Consider the following 12408-nt stretch of genomic DNA (forward strand, 5'->3'; position numbering starts at 1 on the left):
GGGTAGGATTCGCGCCATGCGACGCCTCCTGTGGATACTGCCCCTCCTGGCGCTGGCCCATTGCAAGAAGGACGTCACCCAGGGCGCGGCGAGGCTCACGGTGAGCTACCAGGGCTTCAAGCCCGGCTGCATCCAGGTCGTGGCGCGCGACGTGGCCAGCGAGAAGGAGGTGTCCAACACCCTGGAGGGCAAGGGTGACTTCTCCGGCGGCAGCGTCGTCGTGGCGGTGATTCCCCCGCTGGGCTGGGGCGACACGCTGGACGTCACCGCGCGACTCTTCGAGCAGACGTGCGAAGGGAAGCCGGTGGGCGCGCCCACCACCCGCGTGACGGTGAAGAACGACGAAATCACCCCCATCTCCCTGTCCCTGGAGGCGCGCGACGCGGACCAGGACGGCTACGTCTCCGCCCAGGAAGGCGGCACCGACTGCGCGGACGGCAACGCGGCCATCCACCCCGGCGCGGAGGAGCGCTGCAACGGGCAGGACGACAACTGCGACGGCGTGGACGACGTGCAGGCCTTCGACCTGGGGCAGGCGTGTACGGTGACGGCCGGCTGCTCGGGCGAGCGGCGCTGCGGCGATGACGGGAAGGCCTACTGCGACAGCCCGAGCGCGCTGCTCGCCTACCCGGACAACGACGAGGACGGCCACGGCCTGAAGGAGTCCATCGCGGAGGTCTTCTGCAACGGGGTCCCCGCCAAGTACACGCAGGGCCTCCCGGACGACTGCGACGACTTCAACGCCGCCATCCACCCCGGCGCCCCCGAGTTCTGCGACCGCGTGGACACCAACTGCGACGGCAGGCTGGACGAGGACTTCCCCAACCTGGACGCCGCCTGCACCACGTTCGACTCCCAGTGCCCCGGCACGTTCGCGTGCAACGCGGCCAAGACGGACCTCGTCTGCGTGCCGTCGAGCACCGTCCCCATGTGGTACCCGGACGAGGACGGCGACGGCTTCGGCGGCAACAGCGGCGCGGTGCAGTCCTGCACGCGACCGGAGGGTTACGTCAGCCAGTCCGGAGACTGCAACGACGGCAACCCCGCCACCTACCCCGGCGCTCCGGAGCTGTGCGACGGCGTGGACAACAACTGCGACGGCAGCGCCAACGACAACGCGGTGTGCCCGAGCGGCGCCGCGCCCGGCTGGGTCGAGAAGACCGTCTCCAGCGGAGGCGACCGGCACTGGCGCACCGTCACCACGTGGACGAAGGGAGGCGTGTGGGCAGGGGGTGAGGCCAACCGCCGCGCGCGCCTGATTCCCAGCAACAACAACTTCACCGTCTATACGAACACCAACTGCGGCGCGAGCAACACCAACTGGTACGCGAGCTGGTCCGACCCCTCCGCCAGTGGCCGCGCGTGGTTCGGTTCCGACGGTGGCAAGAAGGCGTATCAGGACACGGGCGACACCCAGTGCACCCAGGTCCACGACGACAACATCTTCATCTACGGCATGGTCGGCATCCGGACCAACGGCACCCTCCTCTTCTACGGCGCGAGCCAGAGCAGCGCCGCCAACGAGGGCGCCGCCTTCACCTGGAGCGGCACCGCCACGCCGCCGACCTACTCCGCGCCGAACAACGCCCCCAGCCCCGTCTACGACATCCACGGCATCAACCAGGACACCGTGTTCCTCGCGGGCGGCACGAACGGGGATTCGGGCCGCATCTACCGGTACAGCCCGGGAGACGGGAAGTGGAACTCCGAGAGCGTGGAGACCCAGGTCTCCAACCTCAACCGCCTCAACGCAGTCTGGGTCGCGAGCCCGAAGGTGGCCTTCGCGGTGGGGCGCAACGGCTCCGTGGTCCGCTGGAACGGCGCCCAGTGGAGCCGCGTGGTCGCGCCCTCCACCCACGAGCTGACGTCGGTCATCGCCTTCGGCGCGGGCTCCGCGTACGCCACCTGCGTCAACGGCCACATCTACCGGTACGACGGCACCAGCTGGGCCACCGTCCACACGATGGGCGGCGGCCGCCGGCTCAACGACATCACCGGCACCGGGCCGGACGACCTCTTCGCCGTCGGCAACGACGGGCGCATCGTCCGCTGGCCGGCGTGGCCGTGACGGCGCCCGCCGTCAGCCGCCCCGCCGCGCCACCACGAAGCGGCGGGTGAAGAGGAAGGGCGTGCCCCGCGCGTGCGCCGGGTACGCCTGGCGCAGCAGGGGCCGGAGCGTCTCCACGAAGTCCCGGCCCGCCTCCGCCCCGAGCGCCGCCAGCACCGGGCGCAGCGTCGTGCCCGACAGCCACTGGAGCACCGCGTCCTCGCCCGGCAACAGGTGAAGGTACGTCGTGTCCCACGCGTCCACCGCGAAGCCCAGCGCCGCCAGCCAGGACTCGTACGTCGCCAGCGGCGAGGCGCGTCCCTTGCGCGGCGTGGCCAGCGCGGGCGCGAAGCGCGGCAGCGCCCGCACCTCGTCCACCAGCCGGTGCGAGGGCGCGTCGAAGTTGGCCGGCACCTGGAAGGCCAGCACGCCTCGCGCGGACAGCTTCTCCGACAGGTGCTTCAACAGCGCCTCGTGGTCCGGCAGCCAGTGCAGCGCCGCGTTCGACACCAGCACGTCGAGCGGCGCGGGCGGCGCCCACGCGGCCAGGTCCCCCACCTCGAAGCGCAGCGCCTCCGGCACCGGACGCCGCCGCGCCTCCTCCACCATCTCCACGGACGCGTCCACGCCATACACGCGCGCCCCGGGCCAGCGCTCCACCAGCACGCGCGTCAGGTCCCCCGTCCCGCAGCCCAGGTCCGCGACGTGCGCGGGGGCCTCCGCCTCCACCCGCCCGAGCAGCTCGAAGAAGGGGCGCTTGCGCTCGTCACGGAAGCGCGAGTACTGCGATGGGTCCCACATGGCGGCCTCCTCGCGGCGTCCCGGGGCCGCGTCCCCGGCGGATGTAACGCACCTGGCGCCTCACCGCTCGATTCGCAGCACCTGGAAGCCCACGCCCCCCGTCCCGAAGCCGGCGGCCCCCTCCACGCGCAGCACCAGCTCTCCGGAGGGCAGCACGCCCCACGCGTCCGCGCGGGTCATCTCCGCGCCGCTCGACCGCTCGTGGCGCAGCGCCTCGTGCCACGTCGCCCCGTCCACGCTGGTGAACACGTGCGCGGCCACGTCGCCGGACGCGAAGACGTCCCCCGCGTTCACCCAGGCCGTGCCCGCCACCCAACCCCCGGGCACCGCCGCCACCGAGTACGCCGGTCCGGGCAGCTCGAACACCGCGCCCACGCCGCCGTCCGCGCCCAGCCGCAGCAGCCTGGGGTGCTCGGGTTCGAACAGGGTGGACTGTCCGAACAGCAGCGAGCCGTCCTCCCCCACCACGCCCGCGACCCCGTTGGCGCCGTAGCCCTGGAGCCTCGTCGTCCACGTCCGGCCGCCGTCCGTGGAGCGCAGCACCGCCGCCTGGGCGCCGGTGCCTCCGAAGCTCGCCCACAGCGCGCCCGTCCGCGCGTCCGCGAAGAGGGCGGAGCCGTTGCGGTGCGCCGTCAGCGTGGAGCGCGCCGCCCAGGTCGCGCCCTGGTTCGTGCTCGCCCACAGCCGCACCGGCACCGACGCCGAGCTGGCCGTCTGGTACTCGAGGAAGAACCACGTGCTCCCCAGCACCGCGAAGCTCCGGGGGCCGAGAGCCCGGTAGGTCCCCAGCGACAGCACCTCCTCCCAGCCGACGCCATGGTCCGTCGAGCGCGCCAGGAAGTAGCCGCCCGAGCGGCTCACCACCGCCATCAGCGTCCGGTCCGGCATCACCACCAACGTACGGAAGGCCCCCGCCACGCCGCGCGCGGTGAAGCCCACCCCGCCGTTCGTGCTGGCCATCAACCGGGTGCGGTCCCCTCCCGCGACGAGCCCATACAGCGTGCCGTCCGCGTCCACCGCGAGCAGCTCGTGGGTGGTGTTGGTGCGGACCACCTCCAGCCGCAGGGGACCGGAGGGCTCCGTGGGTCCGAGCGGCAGCGCCACCCGGGACACCGTGCCGCGCGTCCCCGCGTCCGGCGACTCGCCATGGAGACAGGGCACCTCCTCCACCCCCGCGGGCAGCACGTCCACGGCGTTGAGGTAGCCCTTGAAGGTGACGTCCCCATCCAACGTCACCGGCGCGCCCAGGACGCCGTCCGGCGCGAGCACCCGCGCGCGCAGCTCGTAGTGCGTGTTGAGGACACGCAGGCGGTTGTAGAAGATGTAGAGCGCGTCGCCGATGCGGGTGATGGCCGGCTGGGTCGCCCAGTCGGATTCGCTCTCCACCAGCGTGCGCGGCCCGAAGGACGTCCCGTCGAAGCGCCGGTGGTAGAGCCGCTCCTGCTCGTCCTTGTAGACCAGGTGCATGCCGCCCCGGCCGTCCTCCACCGCGCTCAGCGCGGCGCCGTGGTAGATGCCGTCCGGGAAGGCGTCGCGCACCACGCTCCAGCTCTCCACCGGCTCGTCGTCGTCGCGCACGCGCATGCGCGTGGGCTCGTACCCGTCATGCATGGCGTAGAGGAAGACGAGCTTCGTCCCCACGCTCAGCAGGCGGCCTCCGCCCCGGCGCTTCACCCGCCCCAGCGACATGCGGTTGCCGAAGCTCACGCCGCCGTTGAGGGACACCGCCACGAACGCGGTGGAGCCCCCGTCCGGGTCCACCCGGAAGGCCTGCACCCAGAAGCGCCCCAGTGAGTCGCGCGCCAGCAGCGCCCGCGAGTAGCCGGTGGTGTCGTCCGCCGCGTCCAGCACCCGCACCGCCGGCTGGGGCAGCCACGTGTCCTTGTCCACCTGGTAGCGCCACCACTGGAACCAGACGTCGTGGCGGCTGGAGGGCGCGAGCTGCGGCCCCTCGTAGGAGTAGACGAGGGCCACGTCCCGGCCCACCGCGAGCAGCTCCGCCCGGTCCGTGTGCGTGGCGTCCGGCTGGATGTCGCCCACGCGGCGCACGGTGCGCAGACCGTCCTCGGAGCGGTACAGCACCAGGCCCAGGCCGTTGACGCCTCCGTGCTGGATGGCCACCAGCCACGTCGGCGCCGCCGTGCTTCCCGTCTCGATTCGGATGATGTGGCGCTGCGCCGGGAGCGTCAGGGCGTTGCCCCCGCTCACCGGAACCAGCGCCGACCCACCCGCCGCGAGCACCGCGGCGAGCAGGGCCCCAGCCAGCCCCGTCATGCGTCCCCTCCCCCTTCACGACCGAGAGGGAAGCTAGGGCGACGGAGCAGCGAGGGGAACCACCCCGTGACACATGGAACCCAGAGGTGTCAGGGATGGACGCAACACCTGCCCAGGGGTGCACACTCCGTCAGGAGGCGCGCCCCCGGAACCAGGCGGGGACTACTTCGCGCGGCGGCGCTTGGCCGGGGCGGCGGTGCCCGCGTCGGCCGGAGGCGTGCCGGCGTCGGCATCCGTCACGCTCGCGGCGGCGGGCGTGCCCGCGTCCTCGGCGGTGCCCGCATCGGCGGCGGCGGCGGGCGTGCCCGCGCGCTGGACCGGGGGCGGCGGGTTGACCAGCTGGAGCGACCCGAGGAACTCCTCGGCGCCCGGGGCGCCGATGCTCGGGTTGAAGAGCACGAGCATGGTGTAGAGGCGCGGACCGACCAGGTAGTTGCGCGCGCGCACCTCGCCGTTGGGCGAGGACACCGTGTAGGACTTGCCGGGGTAGCCATCCAGCGTGAGCTCCTGCTCGTTGCTGACGGTGCCCTTGAGCTGGTTGGTGAGACCGTCGCGGCCCTCGTTGAGGAACGCCTCCGCGGGGCGGCTGGCGACGACCTTCTCCGGATAGTCGGCGATGCTCACGGAGTAGATGACGCCCTCGGGCGTCTGGAGCGAGTACGCCGCGGTGGAGACCTCACCGGCCGGGATGTTGACCTTCTGCCGCTGCACCTGCGGCTGGCCCGGCATCTTCACCGAGAAGCCCTCCTCCGCGCTCACCGGGACGAACTGGGACGCGGGCGCGGCGGCATGCTCGCCCCCCTCGCCGCCCTCGTTCGGCAGCTCCTCGACGGTGGAGGAGGCCTCCGCGTTGGAGCCACTGCCGGTCTTCTGCTGGCCGGCGCAAGCGAGGGCAAGCAAGGAAAGGGTCGCAATCGAAGCGAGGAGGCGGGACAACGAAGGCATGGGCGCGCTTCCTGGTAGAAAGGTTGGGGCGTTGAACGCGGTGCGTCGGATGACGCTAGACGAACTGCTCGACTTCTGACTACCCGAGATTGGACGTGCCGCCAGTTTCCAGGTGTCCCTGGACCCAGGGAGCGTCCGCGGAACGACGGATGGAACGCGCCCGAGGCCTGAAAATCGGCCCCGGACGGACATCCCAGGGTTGGAGGGCAGACTACTCGCCCAGGTAGGCCCGGCGCACCTCGGCGCTCTCCAGCAGCGCCTTGCCCGCGCCCGCCATCACCACCTCGCCCGTCTCCAGCACGTAGCCGTAGTGCGCGGCGTTGAGCGCCAGGTGCGCGTTCTGCTCGACGAGCAGCACGCTCACGCCGGTGGCGTTCACCTCGCGCAGGGTGCGGAAGATGGTCTCCGTCACCTGCGGCGCCAGCCCCAGGGAGGGCTCGTCCAGCAGGAGCAGCTGGGGACGGCTGAGCAGCGCGCGGGCGATGGCGAGCATCTGCTGCTCGCCGCCGGACAGCGTGCCCGCCATCTGCGAGCGGCGCTCCTTGAGCACGGGGAACAGGCCGAAGTTCTTCTCCAGGTCCGCGCGCACCTGCGCGGTGTCCTTGCGCAGGTAGGCGCCCAGCTCCAGGTTCTCCAGCACGGAGAGGTTGGGGAAGATGCCGCGGCCCTCCGGCGCGTGGGCCATGCCGCGGGGCACGAGCTGGTGCGCCTTGAGGGCGGTGGTGTCCTGCCCGGAGAAGGTGATGCGCCCGGCGCTCGCCTTGAGCATGCCGCTCACCGCGCGCAGGGTGCTCGTCTTGCCCGCCCCGTTGGCGCCGATGAGGGCCACCATCTCGCCCTTGCCCACCGTGAGGGACACACCCCTGAGGGCCTGGATGGCGCCGTAGTGGACCTTGATGCCGTCCACCGTCAGGAGCGGCTCGAACGCACGGCGCTCACCCAGCGTCTTCACCTGCGCCTCGCTCACGCCGCGCCTCCGTGGCTCTCCAGGTAGCTGTCGCCCAGGTACGCCTCGATGACCTTCCGGTCGCCGCGGACCTGCGCGGGCGCGCCGCGGGCAATCGTCTCGCCGTGGTCCAGCACGGTGATGTGCTCGCAGATGCCCATGACCAGCTTCATGTCGTGCTCGATGACGAGCACGCCCAGCTTGAAGTCGTCGCGCAGCTTGCGGATGAGCACCATCAGGTCCGCCTTCTCGCGCGTGTTCATGCCCGCGGCGGGCTCGTCCAGGAGCAGCACGCGGGGCTGGGTGCCCAGCGCGCGGGCGATCTCCAACCGGCGCTGCTCACCGTAGGGCAGGTTGCGCGCCTCCTCGTCGCGGCGGTGCGACAGGCCCATCACCTCCAGGAGGTGCTCGGCCTGCTCGGTCAGCCGCTTCTCTTCCCGCTGGAAGCCCGGGGTGAGCAGCAGCGCCTTCCACCAGTCCGCGTAGTTGTGGCGCGCGGCCGCGAACTTCGCGCCCAGGCCCGTGCTCATCTGGTGCAGGCCCGTCTGCGCGCGGCAGGCCACCTTCACGTTGTCCAGCGCGGTCAGCGCGCGGAACAAGCGGATGTTCTGGAAGGTGCGCGCCACGCCCATCAGGTTGATTTGATGCGGCTTGCGTCCGTTGACCTGCGCGCCGCGCACGCGCACCTGGCCCTGGGTGGGCTGGTACACGCCGGTCAGCACGTTGAAGGCGGTGGACTTGCCCGCGCCGTTGGGACCGATGAGGCCCTGCAGGTCACCTTCGTGGATGGAGAGGCGGAAGTCCGTCAGCGCCTTGAGGCCGCCGAACTGGATGCCCACCCCGTCCGCGTGCAGCAGCGCGGGGGAGGCCCCGTCCTTCGCCGCGACCGCCTGGATGTCCGCGCTCACGCCAGCCCCCTGCGCTTGCGAGGCAGCCAGCGCGGCAACACGTCCCACAGCTCCTTCGAACCGAACAGCCCCTGCGGACGCGCCAGCATCAGCACCACCAGCAGCACGCCGTAGATGGGCATGCGGATTTGATCCACCCGCTGCGCCAGGCTGCCCTCGGTGCCCAGCGCGGAGAACAGCGACCGCATGCCCTCCGGCAGGAGCGTCAGGAAGATGGCCGCGACGATGGCGCCCGTGGTGGAGCCCAGCCCGCCCAGCACCACCATCACGACGATCTCCATCGACCGCACGAAGGTGAAGGAGCCCGGGTTGATGATGGGCACGAAGTGCGCGAACAGGCCGCCGGCGATGCCCGCGAAGAACGACGAGAAGACGAACGCGCGGACCTTGTAGCCCGTGGTGTCCACGCCCATGGCCTCCGCGGCCACCTCGTCCTCGCGGATGGCCCACAGGCTGCGGCCGTGGCTGGAGCCCGCGAGCCGCCGCGCCGCCAGCACGACCAGGAAGACCCAGAAGTACACCATGGCGGGCGACGAGGCCTGGGGGATGCCCGACAGGCCCAGCGCGCGCCCGAAGGAGTCCGTGTTCTGCACCACCACGCGGATGATTTCGCCGAAGCCCAGCGTGACGATGGCCAGGTAGTCCCCGCGCAGCCGCAGCGAGGGCAGGCCCACCAGGAAGCCACACGCCGCCGCCGCCGCGCCGCCCACCAGCAGGGACAGCATGAACAGCACCTGGTCGCTGGCGGCCACCGGCAGGAACGACAGCGCCACCTCCTTGAGCTGCAGCGACAGGACGCCGGAGATGTACGCCCCCACCGCCATGAAGCCCGCGTGGCCGATGGAGAACTGCCCCGTCATGCCGTTCACGACGTTGAGGCTGACGGCGAGGATGATGTTCACCCCCATCACCGACAGCAGGTAGCTGGCGAAGTCCGCGCCGCCCAGCAGCCACTGGAACAGCGCGAGCACGGGCAGCGCGACGACCACCGGCGCCACGCCGCGCAGCGACGGCGGCACCAGGGGCCGGGACTCGGGGACGGGGAGCGCGGGCGTCTGCATCAGACCTTCTCCGCGGCCACGCGACCGAAGAGGCCACCCGGCTTCACCAGCAACACCAGGATGAGGAAGCCGAAGGCCACCGCGTCACGCCAGGTGCTCGCCGCGTAGCCCACCACGAACTCCTCCACCAGGCCCAGCACCAGCGCGCCCACCACGGCGCCCGGCACGTGCCCGATGCCGCCAATCACCGCGGCCACGAAGGCCTTGAGGCCCACGTACAGGCCCATCAGCGGGCTCACCGACGTGTCCTTGATGGCGTAGAGCAGGCCCGCGCCCGCCGCCAGCGCGCTGCTGAGCATGAAGGTCAGCGCGATGACGCGGTCGGTGGGGATGCCCATCAGCGCCGCCACGCGGTGGTCCCAGGACACCGCGCGCATCGCCCGGCCGAAGCGCGTGCCGAACACCAGGTACTGCAGGCCCACCATCAGCCCCACCGCGATGAGCAGGCTGATGACCTGCCAGTTCCACACCACCACGTCGCGGTCGCCGATGATGAGCCACTCGGTGGGGGTGATGATTTCGGGGAACGCGCGCGGGGAGGCGCCGGGCAGGAAGCCGATGTCGAGCTGGAACCCGTAGGAGAGCGCGAACGAGATGCCGATGGCGGTGATGAGCGCCGTCAGGCGGGGCTTCTCGCGCAGCGGCCGGTACGCGAAGCGTTCGATGAGGAAGCCGAACAGCGCGCAGCCGAGCATGGCCACCGCGAACACGACGGCGACGCCCAGGAGCGAGGCGCGCGCCTCGCGGCCCAGCGCGAACGCCGTCGCGTAGCCCATGTAGACGCCGACCATCATGACGTCGCCGTGGGCGAAGTTGATGAGCTTCAGGACGCCGTACACCATCGTGTAGCCGAGCGCGACGAGCGCGTAGATGGTGCCGGAGGCCAGACCGTTGATGAGGTGCTGGAGGAGCTGCGCCATTTAGGGATTGATGGTCGTCACGTACTGCGTCTTGCCATCCGCGACCTTCAGGATGACGGCGGACTTCACCGCGTTGCGCTTGTCGTCCAGCGTGATGGTGCCCGCCACGCCCGGGAAGTCCTTGGTCTGCGCGATGGCGTCGCGCACGGACGGGCCCGTCAGGTCCTTGGAGCGCTTGAGCGCCTCGATGGCCACGCGCGCCGCGTCGTACCCCAGCGCCGCGAGCGCGTCCGGCACGCTCTTGTACTCGGCCTTGTAGTCCGCGATGAACTTCTGCGTGCGAGGGTCCGGGTTGTCCGGCGAGTAGTGGTTGGAGAAGTAGTTGCCCTCCACCGCGCTGCCGCCCAGCTCGAAGAGCGTCGCGGAGTCCCAGCCGTCGCCGCCCATCAGCGGGACCTTCAGGCCCACCTCGCGCGCCTGGCGGGCGATGACGCCCACCTCGCTGTAGTAGCCCGGCACGTAGATGCCGTCCGGCTGCGCCTTCTTGATGGCGGTGAGCTGCGCGCGGTAGTCCGTGTCGCCCTGGCTGTAGCTCTGCTCGGCGACGAGCTTGCCGCCCATCTCCGTGAACTTCTGCTTGAACACGTTCGCCAGGTCGATGGAGTACGCGCTCTTGTTGTCCGTGAGCACCGCCACCTGCTTGAGCTTCAGGTCGTCGCGGGCGAACTTCGCCATCACGTAGCCCTGGAACGGGTCGATGAAGCAGACGCGGAAGATGTAGTCACCCTTCTGCGTGACGGTGACGTTGGTGGAGGACGGGGTGATCATGGGCACGCCCGCCGCCTGCGCCTTGTCCGCCATGGCCAGCGAGTTGCTGGACGCCACGTCGCCGAGGATGAGCACCACCTTGTCCTGGGTGATGAGGCGCGTGACGGCCTGCGCGGCCTCCTCGGGCTTGCTCTGGTTGTCGTAGACGCGGATGGCCAGCTTCTTGCCGTTCACCCCACCGGCGGCGTTGGCCTCCTTGATGGCCAGCTCGATGCCGTTGCGCTGGGAGATGCCGAAGGTGGCCTGGCCCCCGGAGAGCGCGCCCACCTGGCCGAGCAGGATGGTGTCCGCGGCGGGGGGCGGCGTCGCGCCCGTGTTCGAGGACTGCCCCGGGGACTGAGTGCCTCCCTCACCGGATGGAGCGGGCTGCGTCTTCTTCTCGCAAGCGGCCGCCATGATGGCGAGCGCGGCGAGGAGCATCGGGGCAAGTCGTCGCATTCGGGGCGTTCCTCCTGGGGGGGACCGTTACGACAAAGCCCCGGTTTTCTAGGGGAGCCCTCTCCATGGGTCAAGCGCGCTGCCAGTCAGGCCCTCAACCCCGTACGCCCCGTGCGGTGCGTTATGGGGCCTGTCTGCCGGGCTCCGGCGGGCACGGCGTGGGGGCGCCCGCCCCGCCTCCCGCCCGCGCCAGGGCAGGCGACCTCGGGGTGAGGGGCAGCCACGGAGCCGAGCCCCACGCCCGGGTGTTGCCAGGGCACTGTTCATCCCCGGACCCGCTCCCACCTTCCGCTTGATGGAGCCTGGAGACATCGGGCGCTCGGCCCAGGCGACCCATGGCGGCGCCCTGGCCACCCCCGGTGCCCCGCTCGCTCCATCCATCCAGGAGGAGGAGCCAGCCATGTTCCAGCGCACAGACATCAACGAGGGAATGGTCGTCCGCAGCAACGACAACGAGAAGCTCGGCAAGGTCTTCGCCATCGGCGACGGCGCGTTCCACATCGAGCGGGGCCTGTTCTTCCCCAAGGACTACCGGGTCGCGTTCTCGGAGGTGAGCGACATCCGCAACGGAGAGGTCATCCTCAACCGGGGCAAGGACGCGCTCCAGCAGGTCTCCGAGTCCGAACGCGACGAGGGCACCGCCGTGGGCGCCGCGGGCGCGGGCGCGGGGCGGCTGACGGCCGTGGAGACCGAGCGGCGCGCCACCGTCACGCCCCTGGAGACCACGGAGACGCGCGTGACCACCGCCCGGGTGGACACGCCGGCGGACTACCGCGCGGAGCCCGACACGCTCCTGGGCACGGAGCGGCGCACCGACACCCGCCTGGGCTCGGACCTGCGCCAGGCCGCCGAGGACATGACCATCCCCGTGCACCGCGAGAAGCTCCAGGTGGACAAGCACGAGAAGCAGGCGGGCGAGGTGCGCGTGCACAAGGACGTCGTCGAGGAGGAGGAGGTCATCAAGGTACCGCTGCGCCACGAGCGGGTGCGCGTGGAGCGCCGCGCGGTGACGTCCGACCGGCCAGCGGTGAGCGCCGCCTTCAAGGAGGAGACCATCGTCGTCCCGCTGCGCGGGGAGGAGGTGGAGGTCAGCAAGCGCTCGGTGCTGGACGAGGAGGTCGTCATCCACAAGGACATCGTCGAGGAGGAGCGCGCCGTCTCCGAGCGGGTGCGCCACGAGAACGTGGACATCCGCACCGAGGGCGACATCGACTCCCCGCGCACCCTCAACGCCACGTCCGACGACCCGGACCTGCGCCGCTCCTGAAGTCCAGGCCCACGTCCTGGACCGGCAGGCGGG

At 71.2% G+C, this 12408-nt stretch carries 10 protein-coding genes; 2 read left to right on the forward strand and 8 right to left on the reverse strand.

Annotated features, from left to right (window positions below; all coding sequences use genetic code 11):
- The first annotated feature begins 16 nt into the window (after window positions 1-16).
- Window positions 17-2068, forward strand: coding sequence for a putative metal-binding motif-containing protein (locus LZ198_RS17485; protein WP_253973121.1), 2052 nt, complete (start codon window positions 17-19; stop codon window positions 2066-2068).
- Window positions 2069-2080: 12 nt separating this feature from the next.
- Here LZ198_RS17485 and LZ198_RS17490 read toward each other — a convergent pair whose 3' ends face one another.
- The 8 genes from LZ198_RS17490 to LZ198_RS17525 form a co-directional block, all read right to left on the reverse strand.
- Entirely contained in the window at window positions 2081-2848 is a 768-nt protein-coding gene (locus LZ198_RS17490; protein ID WP_253973122.1) for a methyltransferase domain-containing protein, read from the reverse strand.
- 60 nt (window positions 2849-2908) lie between these two features.
- Window positions 2909-5122 carry a WD40/YVTN/BNR-like repeat-containing protein gene (locus LZ198_RS17495; RefSeq protein ID WP_253973123.1) on the reverse strand — a complete coding sequence of 738 codons (2214 nt, stop codon included), beginning with the start codon at window positions 5120-5122 and terminating at the stop codon, window positions 2909-2911.
- Window positions 5123-5284: 162 nt separating this feature from the next.
- Complete coding sequence (locus tag LZ198_RS17500) at window positions 5285-6022, reverse strand: hypothetical protein (protein ID WP_253973124.1); 738 nt, start codon at window positions 6020-6022, stop codon at window positions 5285-5287.
- A gap of 256 nt (window positions 6023-6278) precedes the next feature.
- Window positions 6279-7034 carry an ABC transporter ATP-binding protein gene (locus LZ198_RS17505; protein WP_253973125.1) on the reverse strand — a complete coding sequence of 252 codons (756 nt, stop codon included), beginning with the start codon at window positions 7032-7034 and terminating at the stop codon, window positions 6279-6281.
- Window positions 7031-7921, reverse strand: a complete 891-nt coding sequence (locus LZ198_RS17510; RefSeq protein WP_253973126.1) for an ABC transporter ATP-binding protein — start codon at window positions 7919-7921, stop codon at window positions 7031-7033. Before LZ198_RS17510 ends, LZ198_RS17505 begins: the two co-directional genes overlap by 4 nt.
- A complete protein-coding gene (locus LZ198_RS17515) occupies window positions 7918-8982 on the reverse strand; it encodes a branched-chain amino acid ABC transporter permease (RefSeq protein ID WP_253973127.1) in 1065 nt (354 codons plus the stop codon). Before LZ198_RS17515 ends, LZ198_RS17510 begins: the two co-directional genes overlap by 4 nt.
- Window positions 8982-9902, reverse strand: a complete 921-nt coding sequence (locus tag LZ198_RS17520; RefSeq protein WP_253973128.1) for a branched-chain amino acid ABC transporter permease — start codon at window positions 9900-9902, stop codon at window positions 8982-8984. The genes LZ198_RS17515 and LZ198_RS17520 overlap by 1 nt, the downstream gene beginning before the upstream one ends.
- Window positions 9903-11108: an ABC transporter substrate-binding protein gene (locus LZ198_RS17525; RefSeq protein WP_253973129.1), complete on the reverse strand. Its 1206-nt coding sequence runs from the start codon at window positions 11106-11108 to the stop codon at window positions 9903-9905.
- 400 nt (window positions 11109-11508) lie between these two features.
- On the opposite strand from LZ198_RS17525, the gene LZ198_RS17530 reads away from it, so the two are divergent.
- Window positions 11509-12375, forward strand: a complete 867-nt coding sequence (locus tag LZ198_RS17530) for a YsnF/AvaK domain-containing protein (RefSeq protein WP_253973130.1) — start codon at window positions 11509-11511, stop codon at window positions 12373-12375.
- Window positions 12376-12408 lie beyond the last annotated feature (33 nt).

The sequence above is a fragment of the Myxococcus dinghuensis genome, from assembly GCF_024198235.1.
Classification (GTDB): Bacteria; Myxococcota; Myxococcia; order Myxococcales; family Myxococcaceae; genus Myxococcus; species Myxococcus dinghuensis.

Bases quoted from the DNA above. Each gene is read 5' to 3' on its own strand.
- LZ198_RS17485 (WP_253973121.1), top strand. From the start codon at position 17: ATGCGACGCCTCCTGTGGATACTGCCCCTCCTGGCGCTGGCCCATTGC.
- LZ198_RS17490 (WP_253973122.1), bottom strand. From the start codon at position 2,848: ATGTGGGACCCATCGCAGTACTCGCGCTTCCGTGACGAGCGCAAGCGC.
- LZ198_RS17495 (WP_253973123.1), bottom strand. From the start codon at position 5,122: ATGACGGGGCTGGCTGGGGCCCTGCTCGCCGCGGTGCTCGCGGCGGGT.
- LZ198_RS17515 (WP_253973127.1), bottom strand. From the start codon at position 8,982: ATGCAGACGCCCGCGCTCCCCGTCCCCGAGTCCCGGCCCCTGGTGCCG.
- LZ198_RS17520 (WP_253973128.1), bottom strand. From the start codon at position 9,902: ATGGCGCAGCTCCTCCAGCACCTCATCAACGGTCTGGCCTCCGGCACC.
- LZ198_RS17525 (WP_253973129.1), bottom strand. From the start codon at position 11,108: ATGCGACGACTTGCCCCGATGCTCCTCGCCGCGCTCGCCATCATGGCG.
- LZ198_RS17530 (WP_253973130.1), top strand. From the start codon at position 11,509: ATGTTCCAGCGCACAGACATCAACGAGGGAATGGTCGTCCGCAGCAAC.